Here is a 19,306-nt window from a genome sequence, read left to right as displayed (position 1 = left end):
GTAACTGTCCATGCGACTGACTACAAAAGGCCGATACGCCGTGACCGCCATGCTTGACCTGGCGTTGCACGCGCAGCACGGGCCGGTGTCCCTGGCCGATATCTCCGAGCGCCAAGGCATCTCCCTGTCCTACCTCGAACAGCTGTTCGCCAAGCTGCGCCGCAGCAACCTGGTTTCCAGTGTTCGCGGCCCGGGTGGTGGCTACCAGTTGTCCCGCGACATGCAGGGCATTCAGGTCGCTCAGGTGATCGATGCGGTAAACGAATCGGTCGATGCCACCAAATGCCAGGGCCAGGGCGATTGCCATTCCGGCGACACCTGCCTGACCCATCATCTGTGGTGCGACTTGAGCCTGCAGATTCACGAATTTCTAAGTGGTATCAGCTTGGCTGATCTTGTGACTCGCCGTGAGGTGCAAGAAGTAGCCCAGCGTCAGGACCAGCGTCGTTGCAACAGCAAGGCGCCACGCCTGGACAAGATTGAAGCGTCCGCCGTCGAATGACAGCCAGAGAGCTAGCGGCACGCCAGCCCTGATTTAGGAGATAGTCCATGAAATTGCCGATTTACCTTGATTACTCTGCAACCACGCCGGTTGATCCGCGTGTTGCGCAAAAAATGAGTGAATGCCTGCTGGTCGACGGAAACTTCGGTAACCCGGCGTCCCGTTCCCACGTGTTCGGCTGGAAGGCTGAAGAGTCTGTCGAAAATGCTCGTCGTCAGGTGGCCGATCTGGTCAACGCCGACCCGCGTGAAATCGTCTGGACCTCCGGTGCCACTGAATCCGACAACCTGGCAATCAAGGGTGCGGCACATTTCTACGGCTCCAAGGGCAAGCACCTGATCACCTCCAAGATCGAGCACAAGGCTGTCCTCGACACCATGCGCCAACTGGAGCGTGAAGGTTTCGAGGTCACTTACCTCGATCCGACTGAAGACGGTCTGATCACCCCGGCCATGATTGAAGCTGCACTGCGCGAAGACACCATCCTGGTCTCCGTGATGCACGTGAACAACGAAATCGGCACCATCAACGACATCGCAGCGATCGGCGAACTGCTCCGCTCCAAGGGCGTTCTGTTCCACGTCGACGCCGCTCAGTCCACTGGCAAGGTCGAGATCGACCTGCAGAAGCTGAAAGTCGACATGATGTCCTTCTCTGCCCACAAGACTTATGGCCCTAAAGGCATCGGCGCGCTGTACGTCAGCCGCAAGCCGCGTGTGCGCATCGAAGCGACCATGCACGGCGGCGGTCACGAGCGTGGCATGCGTTCCGGGACCCTGGCGACTCACCAGATCGTCGGCATGGGTGAAGCGTTCCGCGTCGCCAAAGAAGACATGGCTGCCGAGAACGTCCGTATCAAAGCCTTGAGCGACCGCTTCTACAAGCAGGTCGAGCACCTGGAAGAGCTGTACGTCAACGGCAGCCTGATCGCCCGCGTTCCGCACAACCTGAACCTGAGCTTCAACTACGTTGAAGGCGAGTCGCTGATCATGGCGCTCAAGGACCTGGCGGTATCGTCCGGTTCGGCCTGCACCTCGGCGTCGCTTGAGCCTTCATACGTACTGCGCGCCCTGGGCCGCAACGACGAACTGGCACACAGCTCGATCCGCTTCACCTTCGGCCGTTTCACCACCGAAGAAGAAATCGACTACGCCGCGCAGAAAGTCTGCGAGGCCGTTACCAAGCTGCGCGCTCTGTCGCCGCTGTGGGACATGTACAAAGACGGCGTCGATATCTCGAAAATCGAGTGGGCGGCACACTAAATATAGAAGCCGCCAGATACAGATCCTGTAGCGACGCGGCGGTTTACGCAGCGCAGTTGCAGGGTCTCAAGAGCGGCCCTGATGAGTGAGGATTAGAATCATGGCTTACAGCGAAAAGGTCATCGACCACTACGAAAACCCGCGCAACGTCGGCAAGATGAACGCGGAAGATCCTGATGTCGGCACCGGCATGGTCGGCGCTCCGGCGTGCGGCGACGTGATGCGTCTGCAAATCAAGGTCAACGACGCTGGCATCATCGAAGATGCCAAGTTCAAGACCTACGGCTGCGGTTCGGCTATCGCTTCCAGCTCCCTCGCCACCGAGTGGATGAAGGGCAAGACTCTGGACGAAGCCGAGACCATCAAGAACACTCAGCTGGCCGAAGAACTGGCCCTGCCGCCAGTGAAAATTCACTGCTCGGTATTGGCTGAAGACGCTATCAAGGCGGCTGTTCGCGATTACAAGCAGAAGAAAGGCTTGATCTGACTTTCTGGATTTGGCGACGAGTAAGGAGTCACCGATGGCTATCAGCATGACAGAAGCGGCTGCTCGACACGTGCGGCGCTCCCTCGACGGGCGCGGCAAAGGTGAAGGGATTCGTCTGGGTGTTCGCACCACAGGCTGTTCCGGCCTTGCCTACGTGCTGGAGTTTGTCGACGAGGTGGTTGCAGAGGATCAGGTGTTCGAGAGTCACGGCGAAAAAGTGATCATCGACCCGAAAAGCCTGGCCTACCTGGACGGCACCGAACTCGATTTCGTCAAGGAAGGGTTGAACGAAGGCTTCAAGTTCAACAACCCCAACGTACGCGGTGAATGTGGCTGCGGCGAAAGCTTCAACATCTGAGGCTTGTCGTGGGTATTCCTTGTCATTTCGCTTTATTCGAGCTGCAACCGAGTTTCCGTCTGGATCTCGAGCAGTTGGCCACGCGCTATCGTGAGTTGGCGCGCGGCGTTCATCCTGACCGCTTTGCCGACGCTTCCGAGCGTGAGCAACGGTCCGCACTTGAGCAGTCTGCGCGGCTTAACGATGCCTATCAGACGCTCAAGAGCCCGGCCCAGCGCGCCCGCTACCTGCTGACCATCAGCGGGCATGAAGTGCCGATGGAAGTCACGGTCCATGACCCCGAGTTTCTTCTGCAGCAGATGCAATGGCGCGAAGAACTCGAAGACCTCCAGGACAGTGCCGACCTCGACGGCGTCGCGGTGTTCAAGCGGCGCTTGAAAGTGGCTCAGGAAGAACTCAATGAAAGCTTCGCAGCCTGTTGGGATGATGCAGCGCAACGTGAGCAGGCCGAACGCCTGATGCGGCGCATGCAGTTCCTCGACAAGCTCACCTACGAAGTGCGCCAGTTAGAAGAGCGCCTCGACGATTAACCCAGTGCCGCTCCGGTCGCACGCCTGATATACAGATAAGTCCTGATCACGATGGCCCTACTGCAGATCGCCGAACCCGGCCAAAGTCCTCAACCGCACCAGCGTCGTCTGGCTGTGGGGATCGACTTGGGCACTACCAATTCGCTGGTCGCTGCGTTGCGCAGTGGTCTTTCCGAGCCGTTGGCTGACGCAAACGGGCAGGTCATCCTGCCGTCCGCTGTGCGTTACCACGCCGATCGCGTCGAAGTCGGCGAGTCGGCCAAGCTGGCTGCCGCCTCCGATCCTTTGAACACCGTGCTGTCGGTCAAGCGCTTGATGGGTCGTGGTCTGTCCGACGTCAAGCAATTGGGCGAGCAACTGCCATACCGCTTTGTCGGTGGCGAATCGCACATGCCGTTCATCGAAACCGTGCAAGGCCCTAAAAGCCCGGTCGAAGTCTCCGCCGATATCCTCAAGGTCCTGCGTCAGCGCGCTGAAGCAACCCTGGGTGGCGAGCTGGTTGGCGCGGTGATCACCGTTCCGGCGTACTTCGATGATGCTCAGCGCCAAGCGACCAAAGATGCGGCAAAACTCGCGGGTCTGAACGTGTTGCGTCTGCTCAACGAGCCGACCGCAGCGGCTGTGGCTTACGGTCTGGATCAGCACGCTGAAGGTCTGGTTGCGATTTATGACTTGGGCGGTGGCACCTTCGATATTTCCATTCTGCGTCTGACCGGCGGTGTTTTCGAGGTTCTGGCTACTGGCGGCGACAGCGCGCTGGGTGGTGATGACTTCGATCACGCGATTGCCGGCTGGATCATCGAGAGCGCGGGTCTTTCCGCCGATCTTGATCCGGGCGCACAACGCAATCTGCTGCAAACCGCTTGCGCGGCCAAAGAAGCCCTGACCGACTCGGCCAGCGTTGAAGTGGTCTATGGCGACTGGAAAGCACCGCTGACCCGTGAAGCTTTCGATGCGCTGATCGAACCGATGGTCGCGCGCAGCCTGAAAGCCTGCCGCCGCGCCGTTCGCGATTCCGGTGTTGAGCTGGAAGATGTGCACGCCGTGGTCATGGTCGGCGGTTCGACCCGTGTTCCGCGTGTTCGCGAAGCTGTCGCCGAAGCTTTCGGCCGTCAGCCGCTGACTGAAATCGACCCGGATCAAGTGGTGGCCATCGGGGCCGCGATCCAGGCTGATACGTTGGCTGGCAACAAGCGCGATGGCGGCGAGCTGCTGCTGCTCGACGTAATTCCGCTGTCCCTGGGGCTGGAAACCATGGGCGGCCTGATGGAGAAGGTTATTCCGCGCAACACCACCATCCCCGTCGCGCGCGCACAGGATTTCACCACGTATAAAGACGGTCAGTCGGCCATGGCGATCCATGTTCTGCAGGGCGAGCGTGAGCTGATCAGTGATTGCCGTTCGCTGGCACGCTTCGAATTGCGCGGCATTCCGGCGATGGTCGCTGGTGCAGCGAAGATTCGCGTGACTTTCCAGGTCGATGCCGACGGTCTGCTCAGCGTTTCTGCCCGTGAACTGGGTTCGGGCGTTGAGGCGAGCATTCAGGTCAAGCCGTCCTACGGTCTGACCGACGGCGAAATCGCCAAGATGCTCAAGGATTCGTTCCAGCACGCCAATGACGACAAGGTCGCCCGTGTTCTGCGTGAGCAGCAAGTTGATGCCCAGCGCCTGATCGAAGCGGTGCAGGGCGCTCTGGAGGCGGATGGCGAGCGTTTGCTCGACGCCGAAGAGCGCATGGTCATCGAACTGCAAATGCAGGAACTGGCCGAACTGATGAAAGGTACCGATGGTTACGCCATCGAGCAGCAGACCAAGCGTCTGTCGCAAGTAACCGACGCTTTTGCTGCCCGCCGCATGGACTTGACGGTGAAAGCCGCTCTGTCGGGGCGCAATCTGAATGAAATCGAGGATATCTGATGCCGCAGGTCATTTTTCTGCCCCACGAGAAGTTCTGCCCTGAGGGCATGGTGGTCGAGGCTGCGCCCGGCACATCAATTCTCGAACTGGCCCACGAACACCACATCGAGATGGAAAGCGCCTGCGGCGGCGTCTGCGCTTGCACCACTTGCCACTGCATCATCCGCGAGGGTTTCGACTCGCTGGAAGAGGCTGACGAGCTGGAAGAGGACTTCCTTGATCGCGCCTGGGGCTTGGAAGCGCAATCGCGTCTGGCTTGTCAGGCGATCGTCGGTGAAGAAGATCTCACCGTCGAAATTCCGAAATATTCGCTTAACCATGCGGCCGAAGCGCCGCACTGACTGGTAAGACTGTCATGAGCTACGGTTGGAATGATGTTCAACGTATTGCAGAAGAATTGGCCGAGGCCAAGCCGGGCGTAGACCCGTTTTCTGTCAATTTCGTCGATCTGCAGCAATGGATCAAAGAGCTGCCGGATTTCGACAATACCTCTGGCCGTGTCGGCGAGAAGGTGTTGGAAGCGGTTCAGACGCTCTGGGCTGAAGAATTGGACTGATCGTCTCGCAGGTTAGGCAATACCCAAGAACCCGCGTATAATTCGCGGGTTTAATTTTTCGCAAATTACCGTTTCTGGAGTTACACCATGGCTGTTCAACGCACTTTCTCCATCATCAAGCCTGACGCTGTTGCAAAAAACGTCATCGGCGAAATCACCACTCGTTTCGAAAAAGCCGGCCTGCGCGTTGTAGCTTCGAAACTGAAGCAACTGTCCAAAGCCGAAGCTGAAGGCTTCTACGCTGAGCACAAAGAGCGCGGTTTCTTCGGTGACCTGGTTGCTTTCATGATCTCCGGTCCTGTTGTTGTTCAGGTTCTGGAAGGCGAAAACGCTATCGCTCTGAACCGTGAGTTGATGGGCGCTACCAACCCTAAAGAAGCTGCTGCCGGCACCATCCGCGCTGACTTCGCTGATTCCATCGACGCCAACGCTGTTCACGGTTCGGACTCCGAAGCCGCAGCTGCTCGTGAAATCTCGTACTTCTTCGCAGCTACTGAAGTAACCACTCGCTAAGCATTGGCTTAAGAGTGAAGGTGAATCCATGACGACATCGACTGTAAAAACCAACCTGCTGGGTCTGACTCAACAGGAAATGGAAAAATTCTTCGACTCAATCGGGGAGAAGCGTTTCCGTGCCGGTCAGGTAATGAAATGGATTCACCACTTTGGCGTCGATGATTTCGACGCCATGACGAACGTCAGCAAGGCCCTGCGCGACAAGCTCAAGGCTATTGCTGAAGTCCGTGGTCCGGAAGTGGTCAGCGAGGACATCTCCAGCGACGGCACCCGCAAGTGGGTGGTGCGCGTGGCGTCCGGCAGCTGCGTCGAGACCGTGTACATTCCCCAGGGCAAACGCGGCACTCTGTGCGTTTCGTCCCAGGCAGGCTGTGCCCTGGACTGCAGTTTCTGCTCCACCGGCAAGCAAGGCTTCAATAGCAACCTCACCGCCGCCGAAGTCATCGGTCAGGTGTGGATTGCCAACAAATCTTTCGGCAGTGTCCCGGCAACCGTCGACCGTGCCATCACCAACGTGGTGATGATGGGCATGGGTGAGCCGCTGCTGAACTTCGACAACGTCGTCGCCGCCATGCATCTGATGATGGATGACCTCGGCTACGGGATCTCCAAGCGCCGCGTAACCCTGTCCACCTCGGGCGTGGTGCCGATGATCGATGAGCTGGCCAAGCACATCGACGTGTCCCTGGCGTTGTCCCTGCACGCACCGAATGACGCATTGCGTAACCAATTGGTGCCGATCAACAAGAAATATCCGCTTAAGATGCTGCTCGAATCGTGCCAGCGCTACATGTCCGCCCTTGGCGAGAAGCGTGTGCTGACCATCGAGTACACCTTGCTCAAGGACATCAACGACAAGGTCGAGCACGCGGTGGAAATGATCGCGCTGCTGAAAGATATCCCGTGCAAGATCAACCTGATTCCGTTCAACCCGTTCCCGCATTCCGGTTACGAGCGGCCAAGCAACAATGCGATCCGTCGTTTCCAGGATCAGTTGCATCAGGCCGGTTTCAACGTCACTGTGCGCACCACCCGTGGTGAAGACATCGACGCCGCATGTGGTCAATTGGTAGGGCAGGTGCTGGATCGCACCCGTCGCAGCGAACGTTACATCGCCGTGCGTGAGTTGAGCGCCGACAGCGATCTGGCACAGAACGCCGCGAACACAAATTAAGAGAGGATCTCTATGTCCCTGCGCTTTGCGCTGCTGTTGCTGTTGGCCAGCCTGTGTGCTGGTTGTGTCCTGTCGGGTGACTACAACCCGATGAAGACCAGCAAGGGCCGCGATGAGGCGCGGGCGGCCTACGTGCAGTTGGGGCTGGGGTACTTGCAGCAAGGCATGACCGAGCGGGCCAAGGTGCCGCTGAAGAAGGCGCTGGAAATCGACGGTTCCGATCCTGACGCCAACGCTGCCCTCGGCCTGGTGTTCCAGTCCGAAATGGAGCCTGAGCTGGCCGACGAACACTTCCGCAAGGCTTTGTCCTCCCGTCCCGCCGATGCGCGCATCCTCAACAACTACGGCAGTTTTCTCTACGAACAACAGCGTTATAAAGAAGCCTACGAGCGTTTTGAACAGGCCGCCGCCGATACCCTGTATCCTGAGCGTTCGCGTGTGTTCGAAAACCTCGGCATGACGGCGGCGAAGCTCGGTCAGCGCGATCTGGCGCAGCAACAGCTGGAAAAGGCACTGCGTTTGAACCGCCAACAACCGCGCGCGTTGCTGGAAATGGCTGAGTTGTCCTTCGAAGACAGGCATTATGTGCCCGCGCGTGACTATTACGACCGATTCAGCCTGCTGACCGAACAAAATGCACGTAGTCTATTGCTCGGCGTTCGGCTGGCAAAAGTGTTTGAAGATCGCGACAAGGCCGCCAGTTATGGCCTGCAATTAAAACGACTCTATCCCGGTACGCCGGAATATCAGCAATACCTGTCGGAGCAATGATGAAAGCGGCGCATCCCGAAGTTGTAGCAGCGAATCGCGTTAACCCCGGTGAGACCCTGCGCCAGGCCCGCGAAAGCAATGGCTGGTCGCTGGCCGAAGTGGCCCTCAAGCTCAACCTCACCGTGACGTCCCTGAGCAATCTTGAAGCCGGCGCTTTCGACAAGCTGCCGGGGCATACCTTCGCTCGCGGTTACATTCGCGCCTATGCCAAATTGCTCGGCATGGACCAGACCGTGCTGGTACAGCAATTCGACCAGTCCACCGGCACCGATTCCCAGGGCAGCAACGTTCATGCCCTCGGCCGTATCGAAGAGCCTGTGCGGGTGTCCCACACCATTTTGCGTATTGTCAGCCTGCTGATGCTGATCGCGGTCATCGGCGGCGGTTTCGTCTGGTGGCAGGATCAGACGTCGCTGCGTACCAAGGACCTGGCGTCTCCGGCGCCAGAACATGTTGAAGTCGAAGGTGCTGACGGTACCACCCAGATTCACCCGATCGACGAGCCGGAAGACCAGGCTGTCGAAGAGAATCAGGTCGACAGCTCGACTGCGCTGGCTCTGCCTCAATCTGATACCACCGCTGAATCGACCGGTGCCGAAGGCGCTGCGTCTGCCACCGCTCCAACTGCACCGGCAGCGCCTGCTGCAACGCCGACCGCCCCGGCTCATACGCCCGCGCCGGTTGTCGCCACCCCGGTTACTCCAGCACCAAACGTGCCGGCTACGCCCGCGCCGACCACTTCCGCGCCGGCAGTGTCTGCGACTGCAGCGCCAACCGCTGAAGCGGCCACTCCGGTGGCGGGTGAAGGCCAGGTACAACTGCAGTTCAGTGCCGATTGCTGGGCACAAGTGACCGATGGTCGTGGCAAAGTGATCTTCAGTGGTCTCAAGCATAAAGGCGACAGTGTCACCGTTTCCGGCAAGCCGCCGCTTAACGTACGTCTGGGCGTAGCTCGCGCCGCACAGGTCAGCTACAACGGCCAGCCGGTCGATATCGCTCCGTTCACCAGTGGCGAGACTGCTCGCCTGAAGTTGGGTCAATAAGTCATGCACGGCGAATCTCCAATCAAACGTCGCGTTTCGCGCAAGATCTGGGTCGGCAACGTACCGGTGGGCGGCGATGCGCCGATCGCGGTGCAGAGCATGACCAACAGTGACACCAATGACGTGGCCGCCACTGTTGCGCAAATCAACCGCCTGGAAGCCGCCGGCGTCGACATCGTCCGCGTTTCGGTGCCGGACATGGACGCCGCCGAGGCGTTCGGCAAGATCAAGCAATTGGTCAAGGTGCCGTTGGTTGCCGACATTCACTTCGACTACAAGATCGCGCTGCGCGTGGCTGAACTGGGCGTCGATTGCCTGCGTATCAACCCGGGCAACATCGGTCGTGAAGACCGTGTTCGCGCTGTAGTTGATGCTGCCCGTGATCGCGGCATTCCGATCCGCATCGGCGTCAACGCCGGTTCCCTGGAAAAAGACCTGCAAAAGAAATACGGCGAGCCGACTCCGGCCGCACTGGTCGAGTCCGCTCTACGCCACGTTGAACACCTCGAACGCCTGAATTTTCAGGACTTCAAGGTCAGCGTGAAGGCCTCCGACGTGTTCATGGCCGTCGAAGCCTACCGCTTGCTGGCGAAAGAAATCGTTCAGCCGCTGCACTTGGGCATCACCGAGGCCGGTGGATTGCGTTCGGGCACAGTGAAATCCGCCGTAGGCCTAGGTATGCTGCTCGCCGAGGGGATTGGCGATACCATCCGCATCTCGCTGGCGGCCGACCCGGTCGAGGAAGTGAAGGTCGGTTACGACATTCTCAAGTCTTTGCATCTGCGTTCCCGTGGCATCAACTTCATCGCCTGCCCGAGCTGCTCGCGGCAGAACTTCGATGTGGTGAAAACCATGAACGAGCTGGAAGGGCGCCTTGAAGACCTGCTGGTGCCACTGGATGTCGCGGTAATCGGTTGCGTGGTCAACGGCCCCGGCGAAGCCAAGGAAGCTCATATCGGCTTGACCGGCGGCACGCCAAACCTGATTTACATCGACGGCAAGCCGTCGCAGAAACTGACGAACGACAATCTGGTGGACGAGCTGGAAAAGCTGATCCGCCAGAAAGCGGCCGAAAAGGTCGAAGCTGACGCTGCCGTTATTGCGCGCGGCTGAGCCTGACTGAAGCGCCGAACGAATTTAAGGATTTAAAGTGAGCAAGTCTCTGCAAGCCATTCGTGGCATGAACGACATCCTGCCCGAACAGACGCCGCTGTGGCGTTATTTCGAGGGCACCGTTGCGCGTTTGCTGGATAACTACGGTTACAAGCAGATCCGCATGCCGATCGTTGAATTCACCGAGCTGTTCAAACGCTCGATCGGTGAAGTCACCGACATCGTCGAAAAAGAGATGTACACCTTCGAAGACCGCAACGGCGACTCCCTGACATTGCGTCCGGAAGGCACCGCGGCGTGCGTGCGTGCTGTGCTCGAACACGGCATTACCGGCGGTGGCCAGGTGCAGAAACTCTGGTACATCGGCCCAATGTTCCGTCACGAGCGTCCGCAGAAAGGCCGTTATCGCCAGTTCCACCAGATCGGTCTGGAAGTGTTCAACCTCGACGGTCCGGACATCGATGCCGAGCTGATCATCATGACCTGGCGCCTGTGGGGTGAGCTGGGCATTCGTGATGCGGTCAAGCTCGAGCTCAACAGCCTGGGCACCAGCGAGTCCCGTGGTCGCTATCGTGAAGCGCTGGTCGAGTACCTCTCGGCGCACCACGACAAACTCGACGAAGACAGCCAGCGTCGTTTGAAAACCAACCCGCTGCGCGTGCTCGACACGAAAAATGCCGACACTCAGGCGGTGCTGGTCGATGCGCCGAAAATGGCCGACTACCTTGATGACGAATCGCGTAGCCACTTCGAAGGCCTGAAGGCCCGTCTGGATGCCGTCGGCATTCCTTACGTGCTCAACCCCAAGCTGGTGCGTGGCCTCGATTACTACAGCAAAACCGTATTCGAATGGGTCACCGACAAGCTCGGCGCTCAAGGCACTGTTTGCGCGGGCGGGCGTTATGACGGTCTGGTCGAGCAAATGGGCGGCAAGCCAACCACCGGCGTCGGTTTCGCCATGGGCATCGAGCGTCTGGTGCTGATGCTGGAAACCCTGGAGCAGATTCCGGAAGAAATCTCCCGTCAGGTCGATGTCTACCTCTGCGCCTTCGGCGAAGAAGCCGAGCTGGCCGGTCTGGCCCTGGCTGAACGTGTTCGCGATCAACTTCCAAACCTGCGTCTGCAAGTCAATGCCGGCGCCGGCAGCTTCAAAAGCCAGTTCAAGAAAGCCGACAAGAGCGGTGCGCTGTATGCACTGATTCTGGGTGACGACGAAATGGCCCAGCAAGTGGTAGGTTTCAAACCCCTGCGTGGCCAGGGCGAACAACAAAGCATTGCCTGGGATGCGCTCGCCGCTCACCTGGCCACCTGCGTCGTGCAGGGTTGAAGCTGTCTTAACAGCCGATTTAGCGATTAAGGAGTATTGGGGTGTCGAGTACCGAAGACGAACAGTTGGCGGATTTGAAGGACTGGTGGACACGCAACGGCAAACCTCTGGTCACCGGCGGCCTGTTGGCGCTGGTCATCGTGTTCGGCTGGCAGGCTTATCACAAGTATCAGAGCAACCAGTCGCAAGGCGCCTCGGTGCTCTATCAGCAATTGCTGGAAACCACGCTGACGCCTGACGGCAAGCCTGATGCGGCCCGCGTTGCGGATCTGGCCGGCAAGCTCAACAGCGAATTCGGCGGTTCTGCCTACGCGCAGTACGGCAGTCTGTTCGTGGCCAAAGTGGCGGTCGACAGCGGCAAGCTGGATGACGCCGCGACCGAACTTAAAGCCATCGTCGACAAACCGGCCAACCCGGCGCTGGGCGAAATCGCCCGGCAGCGTCTGGCGCAGGTACTCGGCGCGCAGAACAAGGCTGAAGATGCCCTGAAACTGCTCGACGGCGACGCCGACAAAGCGTTCCTGGCCACTCGCGAAGAACTCAAGGGCGACCTGCTGGTGCAGCTGGGCCGTACCGATGACGCGAACAAGGCGTATCAAAAAGCCAAGGCGGCACTGTCGGATGAAGCGGCGGTCGGTGGCCTTCAAATCAAGCTCGACGACCTGGCCAAAGGGGATGCGTGACGTGATCCGTTGGAAGCATGCAGCATTGCTGGCTCTGGCCCTTCTGGCCGCGGGTTGCAGCAGCAACAGCAAGAAAGAATTGCCACCGGCCGAACTGACCGACTTCAAAGAAGAAGTGGTTCTGCACAAGCAGTGGAGTCGCTCGATCGGTGACGGTCAGGGCGAAACCTACAACATGCTGGTGCCGGCGATTGACGGTGACACCATCTACGCCGCTGATGTGACCGGCGTGGTGATGGCCATGGATCGCGGCAATGGCGACGTGAAATGGAAGCAGGATCTTGAGCTGCCTGTCTCCGGCGCCGTGGGCGTGGGTTACGGCCTGGTTCTGATCGGTACGCTGCGTGGCGAAGTCGTCGCTCTGGACACCAGCAATGGTGAAGAGAAGTGGCGTGCTCGCGTCAACAGCGAAGTCCTCGCGCCGCCGGCCAACAACGGTGACGTGGTGGTGGTGCAGACTCAGGACGATCGTCTGATCGGTCTGGATGCATCCACCGGTAACCAGCGCTGGGTGTATGACAGTACGCCGGCCGTACTGACCCTGCGTGGCACCAGTGCCCCGCTGGTGACCAACCGCCTTGCGGTGGCTGGCCTGTCGACCGGTAAAGTGGTCGCTCTGGACATTTCCAACGGCGTGCCGGTTTGGGAACAACGGATTGCGATTCCACAAGGCCGTTCGGAACTGGAGCGCGTGGTCGATATCGACGGCGGTCTGCTGCTGTCCGGCGGTACGCTGTACGTTGCCAGCTATCAGGGTCGCGTGGCGGCACTGGATCTGGAAAGCGGTCGTCAACTCTGGCAGCGCGATGCGTCGAGCTACGCCGGTATTGCTCAGGGTTTCGGCAGCGTTTACGTGAGCCTGTCTTCGGGCACCGTTGAAGGCGTCGACGAGCGTTCCACCACAGCATTGTGGAGCAACGATTCGCTGGCTCGCCGTCAACTGTCGGCTCCGGAAGTGTTCTCCAGCTATGTTGCAGTGGGTGACCTGGAAGGTTATCTGCACCTGCTGAGTCAGGTCGACGGTCGTTTCGTCGGCCGTGAGCGCATCGACAGCGACGGCCTGCGTGCCCGTCCGCTGGTGGTGGGCGACACGATTTATGTCTATGGCAACAGCGGCAAACTGGAAGCCCTGACCATCAAGTAACAACTATGCTTGGGGCTAAACCCCCAGGCGGCCCCGGATTCATGGGGCTTGCAGCGCTAACAGGCGTTGCCCCGAGCACCAGCCGCTGCCTCGCAGCGGCTTTTGTATTTTCTGAAATAACGAAGTGGAGAGCCGCATGGTTCCCGTAATCGCCCTGGTGGGCCGACCGAACGTCGGCAAGTCCACCTTGTTCAACCGCCTGACCAGGACTCGTGACGCCATTGTCGGCGACTTGTCCGGTCTGACCCGTGATCGCCAGTACGGTGAGGCCAAGTGGCAAGGGCGTTCCTACATTCTGGTCGACACCGGTGGTATCTCCGGTGACGAGCATGGTATGGACGAAAAAATGGCCGAGCAGTCGCTGCTGGCCATTGAAGAAGCGGATGTTGTGCTGTTCCTGGTAGATGCCAAGGCCGGTTTCACCGCCGCCGACCAGATGATCGCCGAACACCTGCGCAAACGTAACAAGCGTTCCCACGTGGTCGCCAACAAGGTCGACAACATCGATCCGGAAATGGCCCGCGCTGAATTCGCTCCGCTGGGCATGGGCCACGCGATCCCGATCGCCGGTGCCCACGGTCGCGGCATCACCCAGTTGCTGGAAATCGCCCTGGGTGATTTCCCCAGAGACGAAGAAGAGCCGGAAGAAGGCGAGGAAGAGATCGTTGCCGAAGGCGAGGAAGCCAAGCGCATTCCTGGCCCGAGCGAAAAAGACGGGATCAAGATCGCCATCATCGGCCGTCCGAACGTCGGCAAGTCGACCCTGGTCAATCGCATGCTCGGTGAAGACCGGGTAATCGTTTATGACCAGCCCGGCACTACCCGCGACAGTATCTACATCCCGTTCGAACGCAATGAAGAGAAGTACACGCTGATCGACACCGCCGGTGTGCGCAAGCGTGGCAAGATCCACGAAGAAGTCGAAAAATTCTCCGTGGTAAAAACTTTGCAGGCGATCAAAGACGCCAACGTGGTGATCTTCGTGATGGATGCCCGCGAAGGTGTGGTCGATCACGACCTCAACCTGCTGGGCTTCGCGATCGAAGCCGGTCGTGCACTGGTGATCGCGATCAACAAGTGGGACGGCATGACGCCGAGCGAGCGCGACTTCGTCAAGGTCGAGCTGCAACGTCGGCTGTTCTTCGTGGACTACGCCGACATCCACTTCATTTCGGCCCTGCACGGCACTGGCGTGGGTAACCTCTACGCGTCCGTCCAGAACTCGTTCAAATCGGCGGTCACCCGCTGGCCGACCAACCGTCTGACGCAGATTCTGGAAGACGCGGTGGGCGAACACGCGCCACCGATGGTCAACAACCGCCGAATCAAGCTGCGTTACGCCCACTTGGGCGGTGCGAACCCGCCGATCATCGTGATCCACGGTAACCAGATCGAGAAAGTGCCGAAGTCGTACGTGCGCTATCTGGAAAACACTTACCGTCGTGTCCTGAAGCTGGTCGGTACGCCGATCCGCATCGAGTTCAAGGGTGGCGAGAACCCGTACGAAGGCAACAAGAACACGCTGACCGACCGTCAGGTCAACAAGAAGCGTCGCTTGATGTCGCACAACAAAAAAGCCAGCAAGAAGCGCCGCGACAAGAAGTGATTCATCACTTCTCGCAGGAGCTGCCGCAAGCAGCTCCTGCAGGGTTCGGCGATAAGAAGGGTGCTCACCAGAGCGCCCTTTTTTTATGAGCGCTGGATGGGCTATCCTCGGGCTCTCCCGCGCCGTCGTCAGAGCCGGGTGTTGAGCAGGGAACCCCCGATGATCACCAGTAAGCTGCCGAATGTCGGCATCACGATTTTCACGCAGATGTCTCAGCTCGCGGCGCAGACCGGAGCGATCAACCTGTCCCAGGGTTTTCCTGACTTCGACGGCCCGCAGTCCCTGCGTGACGCGGTCGGCCGACACATCGCCAGCGGCCATAATCAATATTCACCGATGACTGGCCTGCCCGCGCTGCGCGAGCAGATTGCAGCGAAAATCGCTCGCAGCTACGGCGTGCAGGTCAATGCCGACAGCGAAGTGACGGTCACGCCGGGCGCGACCCAGGCGATCTTCTGTGCCATTCAGGCGGTTATTCACCACGGCGACGAAGTCATCGTGTTCGATCCGTGCTACGACAGCTACGAACCGGCGACGGAGTTGGCGGGCGGCCGTTGCGTACATGTGCAGCTCAACCCGGACGACTTCTCCATCGATTTCGACCAGCTCGCCGCGGCCCTGAGCCCGCGCACGAAAATGATCGTCATCAACACCCCGCACAATCCGAGCGGCGCGCTGATCAGCCGTGCCGAGCTTGATCACCTGGCGGACTTGATCCGAGGCCGCGACATCTACCTGATCAGCGACGAAGTCTATGAGCACCTGGTGTTTGACGGCGTGCCACACGTCAGCGTGCTGGCCCATGAAGAGCTGTATCAACGCGCCTTCGTGGTCAGCTCCTTCGGCAAGACCTACCACGTGACGGGTTGGAAAACCGGCTACGTCGTCGCACCGCCAGCGCTGACCGCTGAACTGCGCAAAGTGCACCAGTACGTCAGTTTCTGCGGCGTAACCCCACTGCAATACGCACTGGCCGATTACATGGCCGAGCACCCTGAACACGTCGAAGAGCTGCCGGGGTTTTATCAGGCCAAGCGCGATCTGTTCTGCGATCTGCTGGCGCCGTCGCGCTTCAGTTTCACCCGAGTCACCGGCACCTACTTCCAACTGGTCGATTACTCGCAGATTCGTCCCGACCTCAACGACGTCGAGATGGCCCTGTGGATGACCCGCGAACACGGCGTGGCGAGTATCCCGGTGTCGGTGTTCTACCAGAACCCACCGCAAGGCCAGCGCCTGGTGCGCCTGTGCTTTGCCAAACGCGAGGAGACGCTGCGCGAAGCGGCGGCAAAACTATGCGTGATCTGAGTGCGTTGCCCGATCTGAACCTGGCGCTGATCCAGACCAGTCTGGCGTGGCATGACCGCCAGGCCAATCTTGAGCATTTCGAGGTGTTGCTGGAGCAGGCGCGGGGGGCGGATCTGATTATCCTGCCGGAAATGTTCACCACCGGGTTCTCCATGGAGTCCGAAACCCTCGCCGAAGCCGAGAACGGTCCGACCAGCAAATGGCTGCGGGTTCAGGCGGCGAAGCTCGATGCAGTGATCACCGGCAGCGTGATCATTCAGGCCGCCGACGGCAGTCATCGCAACCGCCTGCTATGGGCGCGGCCGGACGGCGAAGTGCTGCATTACGACAAGCGTCACCTGTTCCGCATGGCCGGCGAGCACAACCACTACACCCCCGGCGAACGGCAAGTACAGTTCGAACTCAAGGGTTGGCGCATCCGTCCGCTGATTTGTTACGACCTGCGTTTCCCGGTGTGGAGCCGCGATGCCCGGGACACCGATCTGCTGCTGTACACCGCCAACTGGCCAGGCGCGCGGCGTCTGCACTGGAACCGCCTGTTGCCGGCACGCGCCATCGAAAACCTGTGCTATGTGGCGGCGGTGAATCGCGTTGGCACCGATGGCAAGGGCTTCGCTTACACCGGTGACAGTCAGGTGCTGGATTTCCAGGGTGAAACCTTGCTGGCGGCGGGGGAGGCGGACGGCGTCTTCAAGGCCGTGCTGGAAGCTGCGCCACTGGCTGCATATCGCGAGCGCTTTCCGGCGAACCTGGATGCCGACACCTTCGAGTTCACCTGATAGTTATGCGCTGAATGGCAGGGCGCCTTCGCGGGCAAGCCCGCTCCCACGGGTTTTTTTGGTGTACCCGGAACTTATGCACACCTCGGTCACTGTGGGAGCGGGCTTGCCCGCGAAGAGGCCAGATCAGGCGATACAAAACCATCAGGCAAAAAAAGGCCCCGGCGTTTTCACTCCGGGGCCTTTTGCATTGCAGCGGTCGATTACGCCGCTTTCGCCTCAGGCTGGCTCAACGAGCGGTTCAGCGCGCTGAACAGGGCCTTGAAGCTGGCAGTGGTGATGTTTTCATCGATGCCCACGCCGTGCACCGCGCGTTCGCCGTTCACCCGCAGTTCGATGTAGGCCGCTGCTTTGGCGTTGGTGCCCGCGCCGATCGCGTGCTCGTTGTAGTCCATGATCTCCACCGGAATCGGCAGGCCGGCGACCAGTGCTTCCAGCGCACCGTTGCCCTTGCCGCGCCAGTGCAGGTTGGTTTCGCCCTGACCTTTGCTCGCCACTTCCACTTCGACGGCGCTGTTGCCGTTTTCTTCCTGCAGGCGATGGCTCACCAGTGCGTATGGGGTGTTGGCCTGCAGGTATTCGCTGATCAACAGCGAGTGGATCTGCTTGGCGGTCATCTCCAGACCCAAGCGATCGGTTTCACGCTGCACGACCTGGCTGAATTCGATCTGCATGCGACGTGGCAGGCTGATGCCGTATTCCTGCTCCAGCAAGTAAGCGATGCCGCCCTTGCCCGACTGGCTGTTGACGCGGATCACCGCCTCGTAGCTGCGACCGATGTCGGCCGGATCGATCGGCAAGTACGGCACTTCCCACAGGGTGTCGGGTTTCTGCTGGGCGAAGCCTTTGCGGATCGCATCCTGGTGCGAGCCGGAGAATGCGGTATGGACCAGATCGCCAACGTACGGGTGACGCGGGTGCACCTGGATCTGGTTGCACTCTTCGACGACTTTGCGCACACCGTCGATGTCGGAGAAATCCAGCTCAGGGTCGACGCCCTGGGTGTACATGTTCAGGGCCACAGTGACGAGGTCGACGTTCCCGGTACGCTCGCCGTTGCCGAACAGGCAGCCTTCGACGCGATCGGCGCCGGCCATCAGGCCCAGCTCGGTGGCCGCGACGCCGGTGCCACGGTCGTTGTGGGTGTGCAGGCTGATGATCACGCTGTCACGACGGTTGATGTTGCGGCCGAACCACTCGATCTGGTCGGCGTAGATGTTCGGGGTCGCGCATTCAACGGTGGCCGGCAGGTTGAGGATCATCTTGTGCTCAGGTGTCGGGTTCCACACCTCGATCACCGCATCACAGACTTCCTTGGCGAATTCCAGCTCGGTGGCGCTGAAGGTTTCCGGCGAGTATTCGAAGGTCCACTCGGTGTCCGGCTGCATTGCGGCGTATTTGACGAACAACTTGGCCGCGTTCACAGCGATGGCCTTGATGCCGTCCTTGTCCTGGTTGAAGACGATGCGCCGGAAAGAAGGCGAGGTGGCGTTGTACAGGTGAACGATGGCTTTCTTCGCCCCGCGCAGGGATTCGAAGGTGCGCTCGATCAGGTCTTCACGGCCCTGGGTCAGCACCTGAATGGTGGTGTCGTCCGGGATGTGTCCTTCTTCGATCAGCGTGCGCACAAAGTCGAAGTCGGTTTGCGAAGCGGCCGGGAACGACGCTTCGATTTCCTTCACGCCCACCTGCACCAAAGTCTTCCAGAAACGCAGTTTTTTCACCGCGTCCATCGGCTCGATCAGCGACTGGTTGCCGTCACGCAGGTCGGAGCTGCACCAGATCGGCGCGGTGTCGATGGTTTTCGACGGCCAGGTGCGATCCGGCAGGTTGATGACGGGAAACGCGCGGTATTTCGAAGACGGATCTTTGAGCATGCTCATCGGGAAATTCCTTATTGTCTGGGCCGAAAAGAGGCGGCCTGCCGGTGGAACGAATGTTCTTGGAAAAGCGTTGGACGAGGCGCAGCGATTCAGCTCGGCAGTCGTGCGCTGACGAGGCACAGGCTGCGGTGCTGGCGAAGCTGAATGAGGGTGTGAGAGGTTTTCATGCCTTCAACCCTAACCGCGAGGGGAAAGGATGGCAAGCAGTCGGAAAAAATTGAGAGGAATACTCGGAAAGAGAGTTTTTGCGGGATTTTATTGCGCTGGAGATCGCTGATCGTTGTGATATTTGCGCGAGGTTTGATTGGGGCGCAATTGAGATTTATAGCAATTCAGTTAGTGTTGAT

20 protein-coding genes are annotated in these 19,306 nt (G+C 59.6%); 19 read left to right on the top strand and 1 reads right to left on the bottom strand.

Annotated elements, in window-relative coordinates; all coding sequences use genetic code 11:
• Nucleotides 1–10: 10 nt before the first annotated feature.
• The 19 genes from iscR (at nt 11) to ACM6IV_RS27775 (ending at nt 17,076) form a co-directional block, all read left to right on the top strand.
• Complete coding sequence (gene iscR, locus ACM6IV_RS27865) at nt 11–502, top strand: Fe-S cluster assembly transcriptional regulator IscR (protein ID WP_003227911.1); 492 nt, start codon at nt 11–13, stop codon at nt 500–502.
• A gap of 47 nt (nt 503–549) precedes the next feature.
• Entirely contained in the window at nt 550–1,764 is a 1,215-nt protein-coding gene (locus tag ACM6IV_RS27860) for an IscS subfamily cysteine desulfurase (protein WP_414872541.1), read from the top strand.
• A 100-nt stretch (nt 1,765–1,864) separates the two neighbouring features.
• The gene (gene iscU / locus ACM6IV_RS27855; RefSeq protein ID WP_007916892.1) at nt 1,865–2,251 is read left to right on the top strand and encodes a Fe-S cluster assembly scaffold IscU; all 387 of its coding nucleotides are present in this window, start codon (nt 1,865–1,867) and stop codon (nt 2,249–2,251) included.
• Between the two features lie 34 nt (nt 2,252–2,285).
• A complete protein-coding gene (gene iscA, locus ACM6IV_RS27850; RefSeq protein ID WP_003227904.1) occupies nt 2,286–2,609 on the top strand; it encodes an iron-sulfur cluster assembly protein IscA in 324 nt (107 codons plus the stop codon).
• 8 nt (nt 2,610–2,617) lie between these two features.
• The gene (gene hscB / locus ACM6IV_RS27845) at nt 2,618–3,139 is read left to right on the top strand and encodes a co-chaperone HscB (protein WP_008084660.1); all 522 of its coding nucleotides are present in this window, start codon (nt 2,618–2,620) and stop codon (nt 3,137–3,139) included.
• Between the two features lie 51 nt (nt 3,140–3,190).
• On the top strand, nt 3,191–5,056 hold the full coding sequence (gene hscA / locus ACM6IV_RS27840) for a Fe-S protein assembly chaperone HscA (protein WP_414872540.1): 1,866 nt from the start codon (nt 3,191–3,193) through the stop codon (nt 5,054–5,056).
• Nucleotides 5,056–5,397: an ISC system 2Fe-2S type ferredoxin gene (fdx, locus tag ACM6IV_RS27835; RefSeq protein ID WP_016773327.1), complete on the top strand. Its 342-nt coding sequence runs from the start codon at nt 5,056–5,058 to the stop codon at nt 5,395–5,397. The genes hscA and fdx overlap by 1 nt, the downstream gene beginning before the upstream one ends.
• A 14-nt stretch (nt 5,398–5,411) precedes the next feature.
• On the top strand, nt 5,412–5,612 hold the full coding sequence (iscX, locus tag ACM6IV_RS27830) for a Fe-S cluster assembly protein IscX (RefSeq protein WP_008084655.1): 201 nt from the start codon (nt 5,412–5,414) through the stop codon (nt 5,610–5,612).
• A gap of 87 nt (nt 5,613–5,699) precedes the next feature.
• Nucleotides 5,700–6,125 (top strand): nucleoside-diphosphate kinase, encoded by a 426-nt coding sequence (gene ndk, locus ACM6IV_RS27825; RefSeq protein WP_250606273.1) that lies wholly within the window; start codon nt 5,700–5,702, stop codon nt 6,123–6,125.
• 28 nt (nt 6,126–6,153) lie between these two features.
• Entirely contained in the window at nt 6,154–7,302 is a 1,149-nt protein-coding gene (gene rlmN / locus ACM6IV_RS27820) for a 23S rRNA (adenine(2503)-C(2))-methyltransferase RlmN (RefSeq protein ID WP_025109218.1), read from the top strand.
• A gap of 12 nt (nt 7,303–7,314) precedes the next feature.
• Entirely contained in the window at nt 7,315–8,073 is a 759-nt protein-coding gene (pilW, locus tag ACM6IV_RS27815; protein WP_007916880.1) for a type IV pilus biogenesis/stability protein PilW, read from the top strand.
• Nucleotides 8,073–9,116 (top strand): RodZ domain-containing protein, encoded by a 1,044-nt coding sequence (locus tag ACM6IV_RS27810; protein ID WP_414872539.1) that lies wholly within the window; start codon nt 8,073–8,075, stop codon nt 9,114–9,116. The genes pilW and ACM6IV_RS27810 overlap by 1 nt, the downstream gene beginning before the upstream one ends.
• A 3-nt stretch (nt 9,117–9,119) precedes the next feature.
• Nucleotides 9,120–10,229, top strand: coding sequence for a flavodoxin-dependent (E)-4-hydroxy-3-methylbut-2-enyl-diphosphate synthase (ispG, locus tag ACM6IV_RS27805; protein ID WP_003227888.1), 1,110 nt, complete (start codon nt 9,120–9,122; stop codon nt 10,227–10,229).
• 37 nt (nt 10,230–10,266) lie between these two features.
• The gene (gene hisS / locus ACM6IV_RS27800; protein ID WP_414872538.1) at nt 10,267–11,556 is read left to right on the top strand and encodes a histidine--tRNA ligase; all 1,290 of its coding nucleotides are present in this window, start codon (nt 10,267–10,269) and stop codon (nt 11,554–11,556) included.
• A gap of 41 nt (nt 11,557–11,597) precedes the next feature.
• Nucleotides 11,598–12,239 (top strand): YfgM family protein, encoded by a 642-nt coding sequence (locus ACM6IV_RS27795; RefSeq protein WP_038362971.1) that lies wholly within the window; start codon nt 11,598–11,600, stop codon nt 12,237–12,239.
• On the top strand, nt 12,232–13,383 hold the full coding sequence (bamB, locus tag ACM6IV_RS27790) for an outer membrane protein assembly factor BamB (RefSeq protein WP_414872537.1): 1,152 nt from the start codon (nt 12,232–12,234) through the stop codon (nt 13,381–13,383). Before ACM6IV_RS27795 ends, bamB begins: the two co-directional genes overlap by 8 nt.
• Before the next feature lie 136 nt (nt 13,384–13,519).
• Nucleotides 13,520–14,989: a ribosome biogenesis GTPase Der gene (der, locus tag ACM6IV_RS27785; protein WP_414872536.1), complete on the top strand. Its 1,470-nt coding sequence runs from the start codon at nt 13,520–13,522 to the stop codon at nt 14,987–14,989.
• A gap of 159 nt (nt 14,990–15,148) precedes the next feature.
• Nucleotides 15,149–16,297, top strand: coding sequence for a pyridoxal phosphate-dependent aminotransferase (locus tag ACM6IV_RS27780; protein WP_414872535.1), 1,149 nt, complete (start codon nt 15,149–15,151; stop codon nt 16,295–16,297).
• Entirely contained in the window at nt 16,285–17,076 is a 792-nt protein-coding gene (locus ACM6IV_RS27775; RefSeq protein ID WP_414872534.1) for an amidohydrolase, read from the top strand. Before ACM6IV_RS27780 ends, ACM6IV_RS27775 begins: the two co-directional genes overlap by 13 nt.
• A 203-nt stretch (nt 17,077–17,279) precedes the next feature.
• Here ACM6IV_RS27775 and leuA read toward each other — a convergent pair whose 3' ends face one another.
• Nucleotides 17,280–18,959, bottom strand: a complete 1,680-nt coding sequence (leuA, locus tag ACM6IV_RS27770; protein WP_414872533.1) for a 2-isopropylmalate synthase — start codon at nt 18,957–18,959, stop codon at nt 17,280–17,282.
• Nucleotides 18,960–19,306: the final 347 nt, after the last annotated feature.

The sequence above is a fragment of the Pseudomonas sp. IT-347P genome, from assembly GCF_949768005.1.
Classification (GTDB): domain Bacteria; phylum Pseudomonadota; class Gammaproteobacteria; order Pseudomonadales; family Pseudomonadaceae; genus Aquipseudomonas.
The sequence above is the reverse complement of the archived record's forward strand: the minus strand, read 5'-3'. Positions and strand labels throughout refer to the sequence as shown.

Coding starts and splice junctions, on each gene's coding strand:
- iscU (WP_007916892.1), top strand. CDS start 1,865: ATGGCTTACAGCGAAAAGGTCATCGACCACTACGAAAACCCGCGCAAC.
- ACM6IV_RS27860 (WP_414872541.1), top strand. CDS start 550: ATGAAATTGCCGATTTACCTTGATTACTCTGCAACCACGCCGGTTGAT.
- hscA (WP_414872540.1), top strand. CDS start 3,191: ATGGCCCTACTGCAGATCGCCGAACCCGGCCAAAGTCCTCAACCGCAC.
- fdx (WP_016773327.1), top strand. CDS start 5,056: ATGCCGCAGGTCATTTTTCTGCCCCACGAGAAGTTCTGCCCTGAGGGC.
- ACM6IV_RS27775 (WP_414872534.1), top strand. CDS start 16,285: ATGCGTGATCTGAGTGCGTTGCCCGATCTGAACCTGGCGCTGATCCAG.
- ispG (WP_003227888.1), top strand. CDS start 9,120: ATGCACGGCGAATCTCCAATCAAACGTCGCGTTTCGCGCAAGATCTGG.
- leuA (WP_414872533.1), bottom strand. CDS start 18,959: ATGAGCATGCTCAAAGATCCGTCTTCGAAATACCGCGCGTTTCCCGTC.
- bamB (WP_414872537.1), top strand. CDS start 12,232: ATGCGTGACGTGATCCGTTGGAAGCATGCAGCATTGCTGGCTCTGGCC.
- der (WP_414872536.1), top strand. CDS start 13,520: ATGGTTCCCGTAATCGCCCTGGTGGGCCGACCGAACGTCGGCAAGTCC.
- rlmN (WP_025109218.1), top strand. CDS start 6,154: ATGACGACATCGACTGTAAAAACCAACCTGCTGGGTCTGACTCAACAG.
- ACM6IV_RS27810 (WP_414872539.1), top strand. CDS start 8,073: ATGAAAGCGGCGCATCCCGAAGTTGTAGCAGCGAATCGCGTTAACCCC.
- ndk (WP_250606273.1), top strand. CDS start 5,700: ATGGCTGTTCAACGCACTTTCTCCATCATCAAGCCTGACGCTGTTGCA.
- iscX (WP_008084655.1), top strand. CDS start 5,412: ATGAGCTACGGTTGGAATGATGTTCAACGTATTGCAGAAGAATTGGCC.
- iscR (WP_003227911.1), top strand. CDS start 11: ATGCGACTGACTACAAAAGGCCGATACGCCGTGACCGCCATGCTTGAC.
- iscA (WP_003227904.1), top strand. CDS start 2,286: ATGGCTATCAGCATGACAGAAGCGGCTGCTCGACACGTGCGGCGCTCC.
- ACM6IV_RS27780 (WP_414872535.1), top strand. CDS start 15,149: ATGATCACCAGTAAGCTGCCGAATGTCGGCATCACGATTTTCACGCAG.
- pilW (WP_007916880.1), top strand. CDS start 7,315: ATGTCCCTGCGCTTTGCGCTGCTGTTGCTGTTGGCCAGCCTGTGTGCT.